Origin of the sequence: Leifsonia sp. 466MF, assembly GCF_900100265.1 — a bacterium.
In the GTDB taxonomy this organism is placed as follows: domain Bacteria; phylum Actinomycetota; class Actinomycetes; order Actinomycetales; family Microbacteriaceae; genus Leifsonia.
The window spans coordinates 2,745,785-2,764,705 of sequence record NZ_LT629696.1; the positions used below are offsets into that span (position 1 = coordinate 2,745,785).

Here is an 18,921-nt window from a genome sequence, read left to right on the forward strand (position 1 = left end):
CGACCGACTGATGGAGAATCGCGCGAAACGCATCCTCATCGTGACACCGGACACGATCGGCGAGCGGATGGCGGGTCCGGCCATCCGGGCGTGGCACGTCGCCCAGGCGCTCAGCGCCGTCGGAGAGGTACGGCTCGCCTCAACGGTCGGCGCTACGGTCACCTCGCCCGAGTTCACCATCGTCCACGCCGGACAGGACGCCCTGAAGCCCCACGCGGAATGGGCGGACGTCGTGATCATCCAGGGCCACATCCTCCGCACGCACACCTGGCTGAAGGCCATGGACGTGCTGATCGTCGCGGACATCTACGACCCCGTGCACCTCGAGTGGCTGGAGCAGGGCCGCGACCTCCCCGAGGCCGACTACTACGCTTCCTCCGTCGACTCCGTCGAGGTCATGAACGACCAGATCGAGCGCGCCGACTTCATGGTCTGCGCCTCCGAGAAGCAGCGCGACTTCTGGCTCGGCCAGCTCGCGGCGATGACCCGGGTGAACCCGGCCACGTACGCGGCCGACCCGACCCTCCGGAATCTGCTCGATGTCGCGCCGTTCGGCATCCAGGACGCCCCGCCCGTGCAGAAGGCCCACGGCATCCGCGGCGTCGTCGACGGCATCGGAGCGGACGACAAGGTCATCCTGTGGGGTGGTGGCGTCTACAACTGGTTCGACCCGCTCACGCTGATCTCGGCGGTCGGCCGGCTGGCGAAGGACCACCCCGAGGTTCGGCTGTTCTTCCTCGGTGTGAAGCACCCGAACCCGGACGTGCCGCAGATGGAGATGGAGCGCGCAGCGCGCCGCCTCTCCGACGAGCTCGGCCTGACCGACTCCGTGGTCTTCTTCAACGAGACCTGGGTGCCCTACGACCAGCGCGCCGACTTCCTGCTCGATGCCGACCTCGGCGTGAGCACCCACCTCGAGCACATCGAGACGGCCTACAGCTTCCGCACCCGGGTGCTCGATTACTGGTGGGCGGGCCTGCCTGTCGTCGCCACCGACGGGGACACCTTCGCGCCGCTCATCCGCGACAACGGGCTGGGACGCGTCGTGCCGCCGCAGGACGTGGAGGCGCTGGAGGCCGCGCTCGGCGAGGTGCTGTTCGACGACGCGGAGCGAGAGCGGATCCGCGAGAACGTCCGGGCGTTCGCCGGCCGGATGCACTGGTCGACCACCCTGGAACCGCTGGTGCGCTATGTCCGTGCCCCCTACCCGGCGGCGGACCGCGTCCGCGGGGTCATCTCCCAGCGCAACCAGATCACCGCCGACCTGCGGAAGCGCATCGCGGGCATGGAGTCGAGCTCGTCGTGGCGGGTCACCGCTCCCCTGCGCTTGGCCGGCGAGTGGGTTGCCCGCCTCCGTGGGCGGGCGCCCGAACGGCCCGAATAGGCCGGTCGGGCCGTTACCGCCTGAGCAGGCTCAGGACTCCGCGGCGAGCAGCGCCATGATGTACGTGCCGTAGCCGCTCTTCACGAGCGGCTTGGCCAGCTCGGCGAGCTGCTCGTCGTCGATCCACCCGGCACGCCAGGCGATCTCCTCGATGCAGCCGACCTTGAAACCCTGGCGGTCCTCGATCACGCGCACGTACTCGGACGCCTGCATCATCGACTCGAATGTGCCGGTGTCGAGCCACGCCGTGCCGCGGTCGAGCACCTGCACCTGCAGCTTCGAGGCGTTGAGGTAGCGCTCGTTGACGGTCGAGATCTCCAGCTCGCCACGTGCGCTCGGGGTGATCGTCTTGGCGATCTCCACCACCGAGTTGTCGTAGAAGTAGAGGCCGGGGACCGCGTAGTTGCTCTTCGGCGAGGTCGGCTTCTCCTCGATGGAGAGCGCGGTGAAGCTGTCGTCGAACTCGACGACTCCGTATGCCCTCGGGTTGCTCACGTGGTACGCGAAGATCAGCGCGCCGTCGATGTCGTTGTGGTTGCGCAGCGACGAGCCGAGGCCGGCGCCGTGGAAGATGTTGTCGCCGAGCACCAGCGCGACGGACTCGTCGCCGATGAACTCCTCGCCGATGATGAAGGCCTGCGCAAGGCCGTCCGGCGACGGCTGGACCGCGTACTCGAGCCGGATGCCGAGCGACGACCCGTCGCCGAGCAGTGCCTGGAACTGCTCGTTGTACTCCGGCGTCGTGATGATGAGGATCTCGCGGATGCCCGCCATCATCAGCGTCGACAGCGGGTAGTAGATCATCGGCTTGTCGTAGATCGGCATCAGCTGCTTCGAGATGCCCTTGGTGATCGGCCAGAGCCGCGTGCCGGATCCGCCGGCGAGGATGATTCCGCGCATGGGTTACTTGCCTCCCTGGTTCGCTGCCTGGTCGAGTGACGCGTAGAAGGCGCGTGCGGCCTCCCACGTCGGGAGGAGTCCCGCCTCGGCGGCCTCGTGGAGGCCGGGGGCGTCGGTGTCCTTCGGGGAGAGCAGGGGCTCGCCCGCCTCGTCCGGGAAGCGCAGGGCGATGTCAGCGTCGAGCGGGTTGATGCCGTGCTCGCGGGTCGGGTTGTACGTGTCGGTGACGAGGTAGCTGACGGTCGCGCCCTCCGTGAGTGCGACGAAGCAGTGCCCGAGACCCTCGGCCACGTAGATCGCGCGGCGGTCGACGTCGTCGAGCAGGACGCTGTCCCACTTCCCGAATGTCGGAGACCCGACGCGGATGTCGATGACGAAGTCGAGGACCGCGCCTTTGGGGGCGGTGACGTACTTCGCCTGGCTCGGCGGGATGTCCGCGAAGTGGATGCCGCGCACCGAACCGCGCTTGGAGACCGAGCTGTTGGCCTGGCGCAGGTTCAGGGGGTGCCCGACCGCCTCCTCCAGCCGATCGAAGCGGTACCACTCGAAGAAGACGCCGCGGTCGTCCGCATGCTGCTGCGGCGTCACTTCGTAGGCGTCAGGGATGGAGAGCTCGCGGATTTGCACCCGAGGAGTCTAGCAAGGGCCTCCTGAGCACCCGCGCCGTCTCGCGGGCGGCCTCGATCAGGACGTCCGCGCGGGCACCGAACGAGTGCTGCTGCCGGATACTCTCGACGATGCCGACCATCGCCTCCCGGTCGGGCCAGCCGGCGTCCGAGCCGATCAGCCCGCGCAGCTCGTCCACCGAGGTGTAGGCGCGGGCAGCACCCCCGAAGATCTCGAGGCCGTCGATCGGATCGGTCACGACGCGCGCCCCACTCGCGACCGCGTCGAACAAGCGGTTGGAGAGGAATCCCTCCGCCGCCATGTCGTGCCAGTGGTCGTTGAGCACGATCCGTGCGCTGGCGTAGGCGGCGGAGGCCCGGTCGTTGTCCAGGAACTCCGCCCGGATGTGCGACGGATCGATGAACCGCTCCCAGCCGTCGCCGTACACCGCCAGGTCGGCGCCCGCCTCGACGGCGTCGCGGACGACCGGGCGGAACACGTTGCGCGTCTTCCCGACGAAGAGCACGTCGGAGGCCAGCGCGGGGTCCGACCGCTCCGGGCTGAAGCGGGCAGGCGAAGTGGCCTGCAGCAGAGGGCGCACGGGGACCGCCGACAGCGCATCCATCCGCTCCGCCCAGCGCGGCCCGGCGGCGAAGACCAGGTCGTAGCTCTCGATCTCGTCGAGCGTCACGAGCTCGGGGTGGCTGATGACCCAGAGGATGTTGACGGCCGCCGGATTGGTCGGCAGCCGGTACAGCCCGCGCAGCGCGATCGACACGTCGTCGAGGTGGTCGGAGTCCGGCCGCACCATCGACTCCCGGGTGTCGATGACGACCTGCTGCCCGCGCTCGCGCAGGGCCGCGGCGAGGTCCTCCGCGAAGTAGGTGTCTCCCCAGACGCGCCCTTCCGGACCGAGGGGCGCGCCGCTGCGGATCGACCAGCGGAGCGCACGGGAGGCGTCGGCCGGCCCCTGCTCGGCCTCACGCACCAGGATCGGCCGAGCGCGGCGCGCCACGTCGTCGAAGTCGTTGCGCACGATGCGGCGCCGCAGATCCGGCACCGGATCGCCCGCGAGGCCGACGAGGGCGAGGCCGGCATGCCCGTACACCGCCGACGGCGTCGGCTCGACCAGGCTCTCGCTCGGCACCCCGCTCCAGGCCGAACGGCTGGAGGGCGATGCGGCCAGCCGACGGCTGTCGGCGTCGGCGATCTCGGCGCGAGCGCGCAGGGCGACGACGGCGCCGCTCCCGACGCTGGCCCGGGCGAGCGCGACGTCGGCCGGGGCTCCGGGCGCGAACCCGTCGAACACGGCGAGGTCGACGAGCACCGCCGGAGAGACGACCACCCGCGCGGGCAGGGACTCGCCCGCGGGCAGGTCGGCGGGGAGGTGCCCCTCGAACAGCCGGAGCGGCGGGGCGCCGCGTGAGGCGAAGACCGCTCCGGCGTCGACGACGGTCCCCGACTCCCGTACGATCACGGGCTGGACGAACGCGGCGCCGGTCGAGACCGCAACGCGCAGCAGTTCCGCGGCCGCGTCGTCGCCCAGCCGGACGGCGGGGTCGAGAAGGAGCGCGTGGCGCGTGGAGACCGTGGAGAGCAGGCGGTTGGCCTCCGACGCCCACGAGTCGCCGGATCCCCGGCTCGGGTCGACGGTCACGGTGGTCGACCCGGCGGTGCGATCGTCGGCACCGGCGGCGGGCCGGTACGGGACGGACTCGCTCGCGGGCACCGGTGCCTCGACCTCGACGAGCCGGGCGCTCCGCCCGAGGCGGTCGCCGAGCGCCGCGGCGACAGCGTCGACGACCTCGGCGAAGGGACGGCCGAGTGCTGCGGGCGCCGCCCACTCCCCCGGTTCCTCGGCGAGCGCCTGCCGGGCGGCGGTCACGAGCGCCTCCCCGAGCACGTCCGGTCGCGCCTCGACCGCACGGAGCCGCTCGTGGAGGCCGCCGCGCGCGCCGTCCACGTCGTTGGTGACGGACACGGACCCCGAGATCGCCAGGTCGAACGGCGGGTGGCTCGGGTGCGGGCTGGCCTGCAGGCTCAGGCCGACATCCACCTCCGAGAGCAGGGCGAAGTAGTCGTCGCGCGTCAGCACGCCGCGGTTGACCAGTACGGCGCCGTCGAGGTCGACATCGGGGCCGTCCTCACCGGCCATGACGAACGACGCCGGGATGCCCTCGGCGGCCATCCGACGGGAGGCGTACCGCAGGGCCGCGAGTCCGAGCCCGTACATGTTGCGCGGGCGCGCGGTGCGGCCGTAGAAGAAGATGCGCACGGTGTCCGCCCGGCGACGCGCCTCGGCCGTCTCCCGCAGGGCGTCGAGGTCGAAAGAGGGCGCGAACACGAAGGCCGGATCCACCTCGGGCGCTCCGCTGCGGGCGAGGTAGGCGGCGACCGGCGTCGAGTTCACCACGGGAGTGAACCCGGCCCGGTAGGTCGACTCGGCCACCGCGGAGTCCGTCGACCAGCCCACGAACCCCGGCTCGTAGTCCTGGATGAGGTAGACGACGTCGGACGCGTCGATCCGGCCCGTGCGCGCGGCGACATCCAGGGCGTGCGCGGTCCACCAGTGCGTCGCGACCCAGAGGTCGGACCGCGAGAACGTCGCGGAGTCGATCTCGTGGCCGGACACGATGGCGGCCTCGCCGATCCCGAACGCGTCGAGGCGCGCGCGGATCGCGTCCGCCTGGTCCGTCGGCTTGAGCAGCACGATCCGGACCGGCAGGCCGAGACGCCGGGCGAGGCCGGCGGTGAACTCGAGCGCCGTCTTCACCCCGGCGAAGATGCCGTCGGGATGCAGCTCGGGCAGCACCAGGTCGAGCGCGGCGTCGGCGTCGGCGATGGTGCAGTGCAGGAACGATTCCGAGAACGGCGTCAGCCCGCGATACGGCGACGACGGGCGGGCGGGCGCGGCCGGCGTCTCCTCGACGATGCCGGCGGGCTCCGGCGCGTCCTGAGCGCCCCGCTGCGCGTCGTACGCGGCGGCCGCGGCCCGCAGCGCCTGCCGCTTCGCGGGGTCGCGCAGGAAGTCGCGCGAGAGCGCGAGCATGTCCATCAGGTCGACGCGGCGGGTCATCGGTCTCCAAGTCGTCGTGGGGGTGCGCTGCAGAGTCTCAGGTGGCCCGGGAACACTTTCGCTAGGATTGCTCGCGACCATCGTAGGAGAAGGCACCCAACATCCCCATGAAGATTCTCGTCACCGGCGGCGCCGGTTTCATCGGCTCCAACTTCGTCCGTCGCACCCTGCAGGATGCCTACCCGGGCCTGGAGGGCGCCGAGGTGGTCGTGCTCGACGCGCTCACGTACTCCGGCAACCTCGCCAACCTGGCGTCGGTGGCCGACTCGCCCCGCTACACCTTCGTGAAGGGCGACATCCGCGACGGCGGCCTGCTCGACGAGCTGTTCCCCACGGTGGATGCGGTGGTCCACTTCGCGGCGGAGTCGCACGTCGACCGCTCGGTGCGCGACGCCTCCATCTTCGTCGAGACCAACGTGCTCGGCACCCAGCAGCTGCTCGACGCGGGGCTGCGCAACAACCTCAAGCGCTTCGTGCACGTCTCGACCGACGAGGTCTACGGCTCGATCGCCGAGGGCTCGTGGGCGGAGGACCGCCCGCTCGAGCCCAACTCGCCGTACTCGGCGTCGAAGGCCGGAAGCGACCTGCTCGCGCGCAGCTACTTCCGCACGCACGGGCTGAACCTCTCGATCACGCGCTGCTCGAACAACTACGGGCCCTACCACTTCCCCGAGAAGGTCATCCCGCTGTTCGTCACGAATCTGATCGACGACAAGCACGTCCCGCTCTACGGCGAGGGCAACAACATCCGCGACTGGCTGCACGTCGACGACCACACCCGCGGCATCGCGATGGTGCTCGTGAACGGCCGCGCGGGCGAGATCTACAACATCGGCGGCGGCACCGAGCTCACCAACAAGGAGCTCACCCAGCTGCTGCTCGACGCCACCGGCAAGGACTGGTCGTACGTCGACCGCGTCGCCGACCGGCTCGGCCACGACCTCCGCTACTCGGTCGACATCTCCAAGATCCAGTCCGAGCTCGGCTACGAGCCGCTGGTGCCGTTCCAGCAGGGTCTCGCCGACGTGGTGCAGTGGTACCGCGACAACCGCGCGTGGTGGGAGCCGCTGAAGGCCCGCGCCGCGCTCGACAACTGATGCGCATCCTCATCGCCGGCGCGGCCGGGATGCTCGGTCAGGACCTGCAGAAGGCTCTGGCCGGTCGTGACGTCACGGCGCTGTCCCGTGCCGACCTCGATGTCACCGACCGTGACGCCGTGCTGGCGGCCGCCGCCGGCCACGACGTGATCGTCAACGCCTCCGCCTACACCAAGGTGGACGACGCCGAGACGCACGAGGACGACGCCTACGCCATCAACGCGCTGGGCACCGAGAACCTGGCGGTCGCCGCCGCACGCAACGGCGCACGGTTCGTCACGGTCTCGACCGACTACGTCTTCGACGGCCACGCTACGGAGCCGTACGCCGAGGACACACCGCGCGACCCGATCAACGCCTACGGCCGCACGAAGGCCGCGGGCGAGGAGCTCGCACTCGCGGCGCATCCCGACGGCACATTCGTCGTGCGCACCGCCTGGCTCTACGGGGCCGGCGGCCCGAACTTCGCCAAGACGATGGTGAAGCTCGCGGGCAGCCACGAGACCGTCAGCGTTGTCGACGACCAGCTCGGCCAGCCGACGTGGACCGGCGACCTCGCCGCGCAGATCGTCGCGCTCCTCGACAGCGACGCCCCGGCGGGGGTGTACCACGGCACGAACTCGGGTCAGACGAGCTGGTACGGGTTCGCCCGTGCGGTCTTCGCCCAGGCCGGACTCGACCCGGAGCGCGTGAAGCCCACCGACAGCTCGACCTTCGTCCGGCCGGCTCCGCGTCCCTCGTACTCGGTGCTCGCCCACGACGGCTGGGCCCGTGCCGGCCTCGCCCCCCTGCGTCCGTGGGAGGACGCCCTCGCCGCGGCGACGGCAGAAGGCCTCTTCGCGGAATGACCACTCTCCGTGTGATCGTCGACGAGCTCGTCGGAGACGAGCCCGGCGGCGCGCGCCGGTACACGGAGGAGCTGACCCGTCAGCTGATCGCCACGGCGCCGCGCGACTGCGTCGTCGAGGCCGTCATCTCGAACGTGAGCGACGAGCAGGTGCAGGCGGTCCGCGACCGCCTGCCGGGCGTCGCGGCGGTCACGCGCCTGCCTCTCGCCCGGCGGGAGCTGGCCCTGGCCTGGCAGTCGGGCCTCTCGGTGGGCGGCCCACCCGGGATGCTGCACGCTCCGACCCTCCTCGCGCCGCTGCGGAAGCACGTGCAGCTGGACACCCCGCAGCAGATCGCGGTCACCATCCACGACACCCTGGCGTGGACGCATCCCGAATCGCTCGGCTCCGCCGCGACGATCTGGACCAAGACGATGGCGAAACGAGCCAGGAAGCACGCGGACGCGATCGTCGTTCCGACCCACGCCGTCGCCGACCGGCTCGGCGACTTCCTCGACTTCGGCGATCGCATCCGCGTCATCGGCGGGGCTCCCGCGACCGCTCTGCGCCTGCCGCCGGACGCCGACGAGCGCGCGGAGCGCCTCGGCCTCCCCGAGCGCTACGCGTTCACACTGGGGACGGTCGAGCCGCGAAAAGGGATCGCTCCCCTGATCCGCGCCATCGCCCGACCCGAGGCACAGGGCATCCCCCTCCTGATCGCCGGCCGCGACCGCGTCGGCGAGCGCTCCGCGACCGGGGTCGCCGCAGCGGCCGGGCTTCCGGAGGACCGCGTGCGGCCGCTCGGCCGTCTCGACGACGGAGACCTTGCCGTCGCCCTCGACCGCGCCACCCTCTTCGTGTACCCGAGCATCGCCGAAGGGTTCGGCCTCCCGATCGTCGAGGCGTTCAAGTTCGGTCTGCCCGTCATCCACTCGGGCGACGCCGCCCTCGTCGAGGTCGCCGCGGGTGCGAGTGTCGTCGTCGAGCGTCCGGCACCGCGTGAGGACGACGAGCCCTATGCCGAGCGTCTCGCAGCCGCGATCGGCCGTGTGCTGTCAGACGCCGAGTTGAGCGCCCGACTGCGCGTGCTAGCCTCGGATCGCGCTCGCGCGTTCAGCTGGCGGGATTCGGCAGAACGCGTCTGGCAGCTGCACGCCGACCTCTGAGCGACGACCTCGCTCCGACCACTCCGTCGCACCTCCCCTTCTCCTCATGCCAACTCCTTCCCTCCCATCCGCCCGGATGACGTCGCTCGACGGCCTGCGCGGCATCGCCGCACTGATCGTGCTCGCCCACCACGCCTCCCTGCTGAACCCGGCGATCTCCGGGGCGTACGTGCCGGTACCCGGGTCTTCCGGGCCGGCCGCCGGAAGCCTGGCCTGGTGGTTCACGTACACGCCGCTCAAGCTGTTCACCGCCGGCCCGGAGGCGGTGGTCGTGTTCTTCGTGCTCTCGGGATTCGTGCTGAGCCTGCCCGTGCTGTCTCCGCGGGCCTTCGACTGGATGGCGTACTACCCACGCCGGATCGTCCGGATCGGACTTCCGGTGGTGTGCTCGCTGGTCTTCGCCGCGGCCCTCGCCCTGCTCGTCCCGCAGATCGTCGCCAACGCCATGAGCGGCTGGGTCGCCACGACCTCGGTACCAGACCTGAGCGTCGAGACGTTCATCGGCCAACTCGACCCCACCCGCACGTACCACCTGCTCAACAACCCGCTGTGGTCCATCTACTGGGAGGTAGCCTTCTCGGTCATGCTGCCGCTCTTCCTCGGGCTGGCCGTCTGGCTGCGGCGGGTGTGGCCGCTCATCCTGCTCGTCGCCACCGCGACCGTCTTCTTGGGCGTGGATTCCGGGGCGGACGGCCTGCGTTACCTCCCTCCATTCTTCCTCGGCGTCGTCGCGGCCGTGCTGCTCCCGCGCATCCGCCGCCTGGGCGCCACTGTCTCCGGCTGGCGTCTCGGCTGGGCGGTGTGGCTTCTCGCGCTGATCGGGTCCGCTCTGCTCCTGATCGCCCACTGGATGGTCGGGCCGGGGGTGGTGCCGCTCGCCCTCACCGCGCTCCAGCCGCTCGCCGCCCTCGGACTGCTGATCTGCTGCCTGGAATGGCGGCCGCTTGCGAGCCTGCTCTCTCACCAGCCGTTCCGCTGGGCCGGGAAGATCTCCTTCAGCCTGTACCTCGTGCACGTCCCGATCATCGTCACGCTGAGCTACGCCCTGCGCGACTGGGGGCCGACCAAGGTGGCCGCGCTCGCCATCCCGGTCGCGCTCATCGTCGGCACGCTGTTCTACCAGCTGGTCGAGAAGCGATCCCACACCCTGTCGAAGCTGTTCGGTGCCACGGTTGCTCGCGCCTTCGAGCGTCGCTCCGGCGAGGTCGCGGCGTCAGCGGAACCGACGGCGCCGGCCGAGCTACCGTCGCGCGCTTCGCGCTGACCCGGCTTCGACCGCCCGGCCGCCGCCGGTCGCTTCGCCCTGGTCGCCGGACCGGCGCTCCTCGGCCTCCTCGTCGCGACCGAACCAGGTGCGGTACCGGTCGGACGCCCAGTTGCCGACGGCCTTCGACCAGCCGTGGCTGCGCTTCTCGATCAGCCAGGTGAAACCGACGGCCACGAGGACCGCCACCGGGATGCCGAACAGCAGCGGGACGTACCAGGGCTCGTCCGCGAAGAGGTAGGTGCTGAAGATCAGGATCGGCACGTGGACGAGGTACAGGCTGAACGAGATGGTCCCAGTGAACTGCACGGGGCGCGTGTCGAGCACGGCGCGGAGCGGCTTCCAGCCGAGTGCCGCCACCACGAGCCCGGCCGCGGCGAGCGGCACCAGGCCCTTCAGCACCGGCTCGAGTTCGGGGATCTCGCCGACGTTCGGCCCGACCAGCCACGGAGCGATCAGGAGCAGCAGACTGGCCACGGTGAGCCCGGCCCACAGCGGGTGTCGATACCAGTGCGTGTTGATCCGGTCGGCGACGTTGCGCACCGCCTCGAGGCGGACCGCGATGACCGCGCCGACGAAGAACGCCGGGAGGTACTGCAGCGCACCGGAGTCCGCGTGCACGCCGAGGTAGGTGAGGGCGCACGCGGCGGCCAGGCCGCCCATCCACCACTTCCGCACGGCGAGGGCCGCCACCGCGAAGATCGGCAGGGCGAGCGAGAACAGCAGCTCCCAGCGAAGCGACCAGAGCGGGTTGTTGATCTGCCCGTCGCCGCCGAGGAGGTCCCACGCCTTGACGATGTACTCCCAGCTGAAGTTCGGAGTGGAGGAGCTGCTCAGCCAGGTGCCCTTCGGCTGGGTGGACACCTGCGGGATGGCCATCACCCAGACGGCGGCCAGCACGACGGACGCCATGACCGGCACCAGGAGCCGGACGGCGCGGCGCGGGAAGTAGGCGAACCAGTCGAAGCCGCGGTGACGGATCACGGGAAGCGTGACCACCAGCCCGGAGAGCACGAAGAAGACGATGACCGACTCGACACCGGCGGTCGCGAGCTTCAGCGGCGTGTAGCTGATCCACCACATCGCGGAGCCCGTCGGCGCGGATCCGGTGCCGGGCGCGCCCGGGAAGTCCGGGTTCGTGTACATGGCGTGGTGGAGCAGGACGACCACCGCGGCGATGCCGCGCAGACCGTCCAGCGCGGCCAAACGGCCGCCCGTCGTCTGTTTCGTCTTTTCTGCCACCGTTACACCTGTACCCGTCATAGGCGGGCGACGGTACCCATGCGCCCTGGGCAGTTCCTGTGACCCGTTCAGGGGTCAGCTGGATGCGAGAGAGCGGCCGTCCGCGTGGCGGCGCCGTCAGGCGCGAGGCGGCACCTAGCATGTTCGCTATGCCTGCATCCACGTCACCGCTGGTCTCCGTCGTCATGGGATCGGACTCCGACTGGACGGTCATGCAGGAGGCTTCGCGCCTGCTCACCGAGTTCGGCGTCGCGCACGAAGTCGAGGTCGTCTCGGCCCACCGGACGCCGGAGAAGATGATCGCGTTCGGCAAGGAGGCCGCCGGACGCGGCGTCCGGGTGATCATCGCCGGAGCGGGCGGCGCAGCTCACCTCCCGGGCATGCTGGCCGCGGTCACGACCCTCCCCGTCGTCGGCGTCCCGGTACCGCTCGCCCGTCTCGACGGGCTCGACTCCCTGCTCTCCATCGTCCAGATGCCCGCCGGGGTGCCGGTCGCCACCGTCTCCATCGGCGGCGCGCGCAACGCCGGACTCCTCGCCGTCAAGATCCTGGCCACCTCCGACGACGCCCTCGCCGAGGCTCTCGCGCGCTTCGCCGCCGACCTCGAGGCGAGCGTCGAGCAGAAGAACCGGGCCCTGCAAGCCCAGCTGTGAGAACCGCCCGATGACGATCGCCACGCCGCTGCGCCACCCCGACGCCTCCTCGTCCCAGACGATGACGAAGCGGGGCTGGTGGCTGGTCACCATGAACATCCTGCTGCCCGGCTCCGCCCAGGTCGTCGCTGGAAACCGTGTCCTCGGCCGGGTCGGCGTGCTCGCCACCCTGCTGCTCTGGCTGCTCGGCATCGTGACGCTGGTCGTCTACCTGGTCTCGCCGTCGTCCATTTACACGCTGTTCACGCAGGCGGGCAGCCTGACCCTCGTCCAGACACTGCTGATCGTCTACACGGTGCTCTGGGTCGTGCTCACACTGGACACTCTGCGTCTCGTGCGCCTCATCCGCACCGCACCGAACGCCCGCGGCTGGATCGCCGCGTTCTCGGTGCTCGTCCTCGTCGGGCTCGCCTGCACCGCCGGCTACGCGTCGGTCGTCGCCGGGTCCGCCCGGGGTGCGCTCGGCGACATCTTCTCGGCAGGGCCGTCACAGCCTCCCGTCGACGGCCGCTACAACATCATGCTGCTCGGCGGCGACGCCGGCCCCGACCGCGACGGCCTGCGCCCGGACAGCATGTCCATCGTCAGCATCGACGCGAACACGGGTCAGGCCGTCACCATCGGCCTGCCACGCGACCTCGACCCCGTGCCGTTCCCGGCCTCGTCCCCGCTGCACGCCGAGTATCCGGACGGCTACGGCTACAACGACCGCTGCGACGTGGACGTCTGCCAGCTCAACTCCATCTACACCGAGGTGGAGCTGTACAAGCCGGACCTGTACCCGAACGCGAAGAAGAACAAGAGCGAGCCGGGCATCGAGGCCATGCGCGACGCCCTCGAAGGTGCGACCGGCCTGAAGATCCAGTACTACGTCCTCATCGACATGCAGGGCTTCGCCGACCTGATCGACGCCCTCGGCGGCGTCGACGTCACCGTCACGGACCGCGTGCCGATCGGCGGCGACGAGAACCTCAACGGCGTCGCCGAGTGGATCGAGCCGGGCAAGCGCCACCTCGACGGCTACCACGCCCAGTGGTACGCCCGCGCCCGCCACGGTTCCAGCGACTACGACCGCATGGCCCGTCAGCGGCAGCTGCAGGACGCCATCCTGAAGCAGGTCAACCCGGTCAACGTGGTGTCGAAGTTCCAGGGCATCGCGACGGCCGGCGCGCAGGTGATGAAGACGGACATCCCGCAGTCGATGCTCGGCTACTTCGTCGACCTGGGCATGAAGACGCGCAAGCTGCCCGTGCAACAGCTGGAGCTGGTGCCGCCGACGATCGACCCGACCGAGCCGGACTATGCACAGATCCAGGAGCTGGTGCGCCAGGCGGTGAACCCCGCGACGGCGAAGCCGAAGGGGAGCTGACCGGCGGCCCGCCGCCCCTCGGTTCAGCCCTGCACGGCCTGGTCAGCCCTCGAAGAACGCGGCCGCCGCGCGGGCCCGGTACACGACGTCCTCGATGTCCTCGCCGCCCACGACGGTCACGTGACCGACCTTGCGTCCGGGCCGCGGCTCCTTGCCGTAGCCGTGGAACTTGGCCTCGGGATGCGCGGCGAGCGCGGCCGGGTAGCGGTCCTGGAGGCTGCCTTCCGACGGACCGCCGAGGATGTTCACCATGACCGACCAGTCGGCGCGCGGCTCCGTCGACCCGAGCGGAAGGTCGAGGACGGCTCGCAGGTGCTGCTCGAACTGGCTGGTGACGGCGCCCTCGATCGACCAGTGGCCGCTGTTGTGCGGCCGCATCGCCAGCTCGTTGATCAGCACCCGCCCATCCGTCGTCTCGAACAGCTCGACGGCGAGGACTCCGGTGACCCCGAGTCCGTCCGCCACGCGGCGGGCGATGTCGGCGGCGGCCTCCGCCACCCGGCCGGCTGCGCCTGGCGCCGGCGCGAGCACCTCGGCGCAGACGCCGTCGCGCTGCACGGTCTCGACGACCGGCCACGCCGCGATCTCCCCCGACGGACGGCGCGCAACGAGCTGTGCGAGCTCCCTCCGGAACGGCACGAGCTCCTCGACCAGAAGCGCTCCGCCACGGCCGTCCTCGGCGAGCGCCAGGAACCAGTCGTCAGCCCCGCTCGCGTCCGACACCACGCGGACGCCCTTGCCGTCGTAGCCGCCCCGCGCCGTCTTGACGACGGCCCGGCCGCCGTGATCGGCGAGGAAGGCGCCCAGCTCGTCCGCGGACTCCACCGCGGCCCAGTCCGGCACCGGCAGCCCCAGCTCGCTGAGCTTGGCCCGCATCTGCAGCTTGTCCTGCGCGTACAGGAGCGCGTCGGGTCCCGGGTGCACGGGGATGCCGCGGGACACCAGCTCGCGGAGGATCGCCTGCGGCACGTGCTCGTGGTCGAAGGTGATCACATCCACCGTCTCGGCGAACGCGAGCACGGTGTCGAGGTCGCGGTAGTCGCCGACGCCCGACGCGGCGATGTCGGCGCTCATGCCCTCCGCCTCCTCGAGCACGCGGATGTCGACCCCGAGCTCGATGGCCGGGGGGATCATCATCCGTGCCAGCTGACCTCCGCCGATCACTCCGACGATGTGACTAGCCATGGACCATCCGCTCCTCTGATACTTTTCATGCTGGCCGGGAAGACTCACAGGAACGCGAAACCTGGTCCGCGTACTGTGACGAACGTACTGACCATCTTCCCGCATCTCAGGCAGGGGCATGACGACCGAGACCAGCACACCGGCGCGACGCGCACGGCTCCTCCCGCAACTGATCAAGTTCGGCGCGGTCGGAGCCGTCGGCTTCGTGGTCAATCTGCTCGTGTTCAACGTGCTGATGCTCTTCGTGCTGGTGAACGTGCCGCACAAGACGCTCTTCTCGACGGCGATCGCGACACTGGTCGCCATCGGCACGAACTGGATCGGCAACCGCTACTGGGCTTTCTCCGGCAACCGCAACGAGAACGCCACGCGTGAGGGCATCGAGTTCTTCATCGTCAGCCTGGCGGGCATGGCCATCCCGCTCCTCTGCGTCTGGGTGTCGCACTACCTGCTCGGCTACCAGAGCCTGCTCGCCGACAACATCTCCAACAACGTGGTCGGTCTCGCGCTCGGCACGGTGTTCCGGTTCGCCTTCTACCGCTGGTGGGTGTTCTCGCCCGACCGCGCGATCGCTCGCTCCGGCCGTCGTGCCACCGTCTCGGACAGCCGGCACGTGCCCGCCCGCGGCCGCGAGAAGGCGCCGATCACCGGCTCGACCCTAGCGAGCGCCCCAGACCGTGGTCTCGTCGGAGACTGACTGCGCCTGCTGACGCCGCACGGCCACGACGGTCTGCGAGTGGTCCATCAGCTCGGACAACGCGCGCTGCACCTGGTCGGCCTTCGGCACATCCTTCAGGACGACGGGATGGTCGAGACCCGAGTTGATCAGCACATCGCCGGAGCGGAACATACTCTGCAGCCACGTCCGCCGCACGCTCACGTCGTAGCCGCGGCTGTGCAGCAGCTCCTGGCGCACGCGCACGAAGAAGCCGTGCCGGATGATCAGACGGCGATTGGTGATCGTGTAGCGGCGGCTCAGCCACGCCGCCAGCGGCAGGAGGAAGAGCAGGAGCACGACGGCGGCCGCGGCGGACCACAGCAGGACGATCTCCCAGACCTCACCGACCCGGCCCGCGAGGTACCCGACCGCGCCGGCGGTCGCGATCAGCACGAGGCTCGGGAAGAACAGCCGGCGGGCGTTCGAACGCAGCCGGGCCACCACACGCTCGGGCGGCTGGGCGGGTATCCCGTCCGGGCTGCTGCTCATGCTCCATTAATACCGCAGGTGCGTGACGTCGCCCGCCGCCACAGCGGTGCGGCCCGCATCCGACTCCACGATCAGCCTCCCGCTCTCGTCGATGCCGACGGCGGTGCCGAGGAGGTCGTCGCCCGACGGCAGCTGCACGCGGACCGGCCGGCCGATGGTGTGGCAGGCCTCGGCGACCTCATCGCGCAGCGCGCTGCGGAGCGGATCGCCGTCGGCGGCCAGGAACTCGCGGTACAACGTCGTCAGCTGGATGAGGTAGGCCGAGAGCACCGCATCCGCGTCCACATCGTGCGCACCGGCGAGTGCCAGCGAGGTCGAGGTCTCGGTCGGGAGCTCGTCGCGCGTCTGCGTGAGGTTGACGCCGGCGCCGATCACCAGCCCCGACATCCCGGGCAGCAGTTCGGCGAGGATGCCGCACACCTTGTCGCCCTCGATGAGGACGTCGTTGGGCCACTTGACCTGCACGCCGCCGGGGACGAACCGGCCGAGCGCGCGGCTCATCGCCAGGCCGCCGAGCAGCGGGAACCAGCCGAACGACTCCGGCGGCAGGCCGACAGGCTTGAGCAGAACGGAGATCGCCAGCGCTCTCCCGGGCGGCGTCACCCACACCCGACCGAGCCGGCCGCGACCTCCGGTCTGGTTGCCCGTGATCACCACCGCGAGGTCCGGGAGGTCGCCCGCCCGGGCACTCAGGACGTCGTTGGTGGAACCCGCCTCGGGGAGCACCTCGAGCACGGGGACGATGGTTCGGCTGCGTCGGAAGTCCACGGGGTCAGTCTCTCGCACTGGGCCAGTCTGCCAGCGCAGACCGGTGGATTTGTAGGGTTTCGTCAACGGCACGGCCATTCGGCTGGCCGGTAGAGTGAACGACGTGACCGACACCGAACCTCGTCAGACCGATCAGCTCCCCGACCTGACCACCACCGCCGGCAAGCTCGCCGACCTGAAGGAACGGTTCCACGAGGCCGTCACCGCGAGCGGTCAGGCGGCGATCGAGAAGCAGCACGCCAAGGGCAAGCTGACCGCGCGCGAGCGCATCGACCTCCTGCTCGACCAGGGCTCCTTCGTGGAGTTCGACGAGTTCGTCCGCCACCGCACCCACGCCTTCGGCATGGAGGCCAAGCGCCCGTACGGCGACGCGGTCGTCACCGGCGTCGGCACCATCCACGGCCGCAATGTCGCGGTGTTCAGCCAGGACTTCACCATCTTCGGCGGCTCCCTCGGCGAGGTGGCCGGCGAGAAGATCATCAAGGTCATGGACCACGCGCTCAAGACGGGCGTTCCGATGATCGGCATCCTCGACTCCGGCGGCGCCCGCATCCAGGAGGGCGTCGTCGCCCTCGGCAAGTACGGCGAGATCTTCCGCCGCAACACCGCGGCCTCCGGCGTCATTCCGCAGATCTCCATCGTGATGGGCCCGGCAGCCGGCGGCGCCGTGTACTCCCCCGCCCTCACCGACTTCGTCATCATGGTCGACAAGTCCAGCCACATGTTCGTCACCGGCCCGGACGTCATCAAGACGGTCACCGGCGAGGACGTCGGCTTCGAGGAGCTCGGCGGCGCGCTGACCCACAACAAGGTCTCCGGCGTCGCCCACTACCTCGCCAGCGACGAGGAGGATGCGCTCGACTACGCGCGGACCCTGCTCAGCTACCTGCCGCAGAACAACCTCGCCGAGCTGCCGACCTTCCAGGCCGAGCCGGAGCTCGAGATCACCGACGCCGATCGCCGGCTGAACACGATCATCCCGGACTCCCCCAACCAGCCCTATGACGTGAAGACGATCATCGAGGGCGTGGTCGACGACGGCGAGTTCCTCGAGATCCAGCCGCTGTTCGCCCCCAACATCGTCATCGGGTTCGCCCGCGTCGAGGGCCGGTCGGTGGGCATCGTCGCGAACCAGCCGAGCGCGATGGCGGGCACACTGAACATCGACGCCGGCGAGAAGGCCTCCCGGTTCGTCCGCTTCTGCGACGCCTTCAGCATCCCGATCCTCACCCTGGTGGATGTGCCCGGCTACCTTCCCGGCACCGACCAGGAGTGGACGGGCGTGATCCGGCGCGGGGCGAAGCTGCTGTACGCGTACGCCGAGGCGACCGTGCCGCTCGTGACCATCATCACCCGCAAGGCGTACGGCGGTGCGTACATCGTCATGGGCTCCAAGCAGCTCGGCGCCGACATGAACCTCGCGTGGCCCACCGCCGAGATCGCGGTGATGGGCGGCCAGGGTGCCGTGAACATCCTCTACCGCGGCGAGATCAAGCGCGCGGAGGAGGCCGGCGAGGATGTGGCGGCCGTCCGCACGAAGCTCGCCAACGAGTACACCTACAACGTCGCGAGCCCGTTCCTCGCGGCCGAGCGCGGCGAACTCGACGGCGTGATCGAGCCGGCGGCGACGCGCGTGTCGGTCATCAAGGCGCTGCGCGCGCTCCGCACCAAGCGGGCCACGCTGCCCCCGAAGAAGCACGGGAACATCCCGCTGTGACCGGCCAGGAGGCCCAGAGCGGTGCGCCGCTCGATCCGTCGCAGCTGCGGTTCCTCACCCGCGGCGTGACCGCGGAGGAGATCGCGGCCGTCACCGCCGTCCTGACCGCCGCTGCCGCCGAGCAGGCGGCCGCCGGTCGGGAGGCCAGGGCCGAGCAGGGCCCGGATGCCTGGGCACGCACGCAGCGGAACCTGCGCGGCGAGCTCCGGCCCGGAGCGGGTGCCTGGCGGTCGTTCTCGGGCTGAGATGTACCCCGATCCGGGCGTCCCCCGAGTAAGGGACACGCGGATTCTTCGGCATGTCCCGCGAACGGGGGTCGTGAGATGTCCCCCAGGTGTCCTCCAAAATGACGACTATGTATTTTCTGAGAGCGCAGCCACTATAGATATTGCTAGGTGTCTCTCCTCGTGAGTCACACCGCCAATCACTCGCCGACTAGGGTAAGCGGGCGAGTGCTTTG

The 18,921-nt window shown here is 70.3% G+C and carries 17 protein-coding genes; 10 read left to right on the forward strand and 7 right to left on the reverse strand.

Going from position 1 to position 18,921, the window contains the following annotated elements; all coding sequences use genetic code 11:
- Positions 1 to 10: 10 nt before the first annotated feature.
- The gene (locus tag BLR91_RS13120) at positions 11 to 1,384 is read left to right on the forward strand and encodes a glycosyltransferase family 4 protein (protein WP_089874804.1); all 1,374 of its coding nucleotides are present in this window, start codon (positions 11 to 13) and stop codon (positions 1,382 to 1,384) included.
- A gap of 30 nt (positions 1,385 to 1,414) precedes the next feature.
- On the opposite strand, the gene rfbA is transcribed toward BLR91_RS13120, so the two are convergent.
- The 3 genes from rfbA to BLR91_RS13135 are packed head-to-tail and all read right to left on the reverse strand — an operon-like array spanning position 1,415 to position 5,966.
- Entirely contained in the window at positions 1,415 to 2,284 is an 870-nt protein-coding gene (rfbA, locus tag BLR91_RS13125; protein WP_020075432.1) for a glucose-1-phosphate thymidylyltransferase RfbA, read from the reverse strand.
- Positions 2,285 to 2,287: 3 nt separating this feature from the next.
- A complete protein-coding gene (locus BLR91_RS13130) occupies positions 2,288 to 2,911 on the reverse strand; it encodes a dTDP-4-dehydrorhamnose 3,5-epimerase family protein (protein ID WP_089874802.1) in 624 nt (207 codons plus the stop codon).
- The gene (locus BLR91_RS13135) at positions 2,883 to 5,966 is read right to left on the reverse strand and encodes a rhamnosyltransferase WsaF family glycosyltransferase (protein ID WP_089874800.1); all 3,084 of its coding nucleotides are present in this window, start codon (positions 5,964 to 5,966) and stop codon (positions 2,883 to 2,885) included. Before BLR91_RS13135 ends, BLR91_RS13130 begins: the two co-directional genes overlap by 29 nt.
- A 107-nt stretch (positions 5,967 to 6,073) precedes the next feature.
- On the opposite strand from BLR91_RS13135, the gene rfbB reads away from it, so the two are divergent.
- The 4 genes from rfbB (at position 6,074) to BLR91_RS13155 (ending at position 10,320) form a co-directional block, all read left to right on the forward strand.
- Positions 6,074 to 7,063 (forward strand): dTDP-glucose 4,6-dehydratase, encoded by a 990-nt coding sequence (gene rfbB / locus BLR91_RS13140; RefSeq protein WP_089874798.1) that lies wholly within the window; start codon positions 6,074 to 6,076, stop codon positions 7,061 to 7,063.
- Positions 7,063 to 7,911, forward strand: coding sequence for a dTDP-4-dehydrorhamnose reductase (rfbD, locus tag BLR91_RS13145; protein ID WP_089874796.1), 849 nt, complete (start codon positions 7,063 to 7,065; stop codon positions 7,909 to 7,911). The genes rfbB and rfbD overlap by 1 nt, the downstream gene beginning before the upstream one ends.
- Complete coding sequence (locus BLR91_RS13150; RefSeq protein WP_089874795.1) at positions 7,908 to 9,056, forward strand: glycosyltransferase family 4 protein; 1,149 nt, start codon at positions 7,908 to 7,910, stop codon at positions 9,054 to 9,056. Before rfbD ends, BLR91_RS13150 begins: the two co-directional genes overlap by 4 nt.
- Before the next feature lie 76 nt (positions 9,057 to 9,132).
- A complete protein-coding gene (locus BLR91_RS13155) occupies positions 9,133 to 10,320 on the forward strand; it encodes an acyltransferase family protein (protein ID WP_020075438.1) in 1,188 nt (395 codons plus the stop codon).
- Here the strand turns inward: BLR91_RS13155 and BLR91_RS13160 are convergent.
- Positions 10,297 to 11,562: an acyltransferase family protein gene (locus BLR91_RS13160; protein ID WP_231918913.1), complete on the reverse strand. Its 1,266-nt coding sequence runs from the start codon at positions 11,560 to 11,562 to the stop codon at positions 10,297 to 10,299. The two genes, BLR91_RS13155 and BLR91_RS13160, sit on opposite strands and share 24 nt — an antisense overlap.
- Before the next feature lie 149 nt (positions 11,563 to 11,711).
- Between BLR91_RS13160 and purE the strand changes: the two genes are divergently transcribed.
- Entirely contained in the window at positions 11,712 to 12,215 is a 504-nt protein-coding gene (purE, locus tag BLR91_RS13165; RefSeq protein WP_026307075.1) for a 5-(carboxyamino)imidazole ribonucleotide mutase, read from the forward strand.
- Between the two features lie 10 nt (positions 12,216 to 12,225).
- The gene (locus BLR91_RS13170; protein WP_018190032.1) at positions 12,226 to 13,584 is read left to right on the forward strand and encodes an LCP family glycopolymer transferase; all 1,359 of its coding nucleotides are present in this window, start codon (positions 12,226 to 12,228) and stop codon (positions 13,582 to 13,584) included.
- A 42-nt stretch (positions 13,585 to 13,626) separates the two neighbouring features.
- Here BLR91_RS13170 and BLR91_RS13175 read toward each other — a convergent pair whose 3' ends face one another.
- Entirely contained in the window at positions 13,627 to 14,769 is a 1,143-nt protein-coding gene (locus BLR91_RS13175) for a 5-(carboxyamino)imidazole ribonucleotide synthase (RefSeq protein ID WP_026307074.1), read from the reverse strand.
- A gap of 118 nt (positions 14,770 to 14,887) precedes the next feature.
- Here BLR91_RS13175 and BLR91_RS13180 point away from each other — a divergent pair, with 118 nt between their 5' ends.
- On the forward strand, positions 14,888 to 15,466 hold the full coding sequence (locus BLR91_RS13180; RefSeq protein ID WP_089874789.1) for a GtrA family protein: 579 nt from the start codon (positions 14,888 to 14,890) through the stop codon (positions 15,464 to 15,466).
- Here the strand turns inward: BLR91_RS13180 and BLR91_RS13185 are convergent.
- Positions 15,428 to 15,976, reverse strand: coding sequence for a PH domain-containing protein (locus tag BLR91_RS13185; protein ID WP_231918914.1), 549 nt, complete (start codon positions 15,974 to 15,976; stop codon positions 15,428 to 15,430). The two genes, BLR91_RS13180 and BLR91_RS13185, sit on opposite strands and share 39 nt — an antisense overlap.
- A gap of 6 nt (positions 15,977 to 15,982) precedes the next feature.
- Positions 15,983 to 16,744: a biotin--[acetyl-CoA-carboxylase] ligase gene (locus tag BLR91_RS13190; RefSeq protein ID WP_018190028.1), complete on the reverse strand. Its 762-nt coding sequence runs from the start codon at positions 16,742 to 16,744 to the stop codon at positions 15,983 to 15,985.
- A gap of 94 nt (positions 16,745 to 16,838) precedes the next feature.
- On the opposite strand from BLR91_RS13190, the gene BLR91_RS13195 reads away from it, so the two are divergent.
- Both BLR91_RS13195 and BLR91_RS13200 read left to right on the forward strand, forming a co-directional pair.
- Positions 16,839 to 18,461: an acyl-CoA carboxylase subunit beta gene (locus BLR91_RS13195; protein ID WP_018190027.1), complete on the forward strand. Its 1,623-nt coding sequence runs from the start codon at positions 16,839 to 16,841 to the stop codon at positions 18,459 to 18,461.
- The gene (locus BLR91_RS13200; protein WP_018190026.1) at positions 18,458 to 18,706 is read left to right on the forward strand and encodes an acyl-CoA carboxylase epsilon subunit; all 249 of its coding nucleotides are present in this window, start codon (positions 18,458 to 18,460) and stop codon (positions 18,704 to 18,706) included. Before BLR91_RS13195 ends, BLR91_RS13200 begins: the two co-directional genes overlap by 4 nt.
- Positions 18,707 to 18,921: the final 215 nt, after the last annotated feature.

What these genes read in the sequence shown, in the direction of transcription:
- purE (WP_026307075.1), top strand. Translation starts at nt 11,712, where the DNA reads ATGCCTGCATCCACGTCACCGCTGGTCTCCGTCGTCATGGGATCGGAC.
- BLR91_RS13135 (WP_089874800.1), bottom strand. Translation starts at nt 5,966, where the DNA reads ATGACCCGCCGCGTCGACCTGATGGACATGCTCGCGCTCTCGCGCGAC.
- BLR91_RS13170 (WP_018190032.1), top strand. Translation starts at nt 12,226, where the DNA reads ATGACGATCGCCACGCCGCTGCGCCACCCCGACGCCTCCTCGTCCCAG.
- BLR91_RS13155 (WP_020075438.1), top strand. Translation starts at nt 9,133, where the DNA reads ATGACGTCGCTCGACGGCCTGCGCGGCATCGCCGCACTGATCGTGCTC.
- rfbD (WP_089874796.1), top strand. Translation starts at nt 7,063, where the DNA reads ATGCGCATCCTCATCGCCGGCGCGGCCGGGATGCTCGGTCAGGACCTG.
- BLR91_RS13180 (WP_089874789.1), top strand. Translation starts at nt 14,888, where the DNA reads ATGACGACCGAGACCAGCACACCGGCGCGACGCGCACGGCTCCTCCCG.
- rfbB (WP_089874798.1), top strand. Translation starts at nt 6,074, where the DNA reads ATGAAGATTCTCGTCACCGGCGGCGCCGGTTTCATCGGCTCCAACTTC.
- rfbA (WP_020075432.1), bottom strand. Translation starts at nt 2,284, where the DNA reads ATGCGCGGAATCATCCTCGCCGGCGGATCCGGCACGCGGCTCTGGCCG.
- BLR91_RS13185 (WP_231918914.1), bottom strand. Translation starts at nt 15,976, where the DNA reads ATGAGCAGCAGCCCGGACGGGATACCCGCCCAGCCGCCCGAGCGTGTG.
- BLR91_RS13150 (WP_089874795.1), top strand. Translation starts at nt 7,908, where the DNA reads ATGACCACTCTCCGTGTGATCGTCGACGAGCTCGTCGGAGACGAGCCC.
- BLR91_RS13120 (WP_089874804.1), top strand. Translation starts at nt 11, where the DNA reads ATGGAGAATCGCGCGAAACGCATCCTCATCGTGACACCGGACACGATC.
- BLR91_RS13175 (WP_026307074.1), bottom strand. Translation starts at nt 14,769, where the DNA reads ATGGCTAGTCACATCGTCGGAGTGATCGGCGGAGGTCAGCTGGCACGG.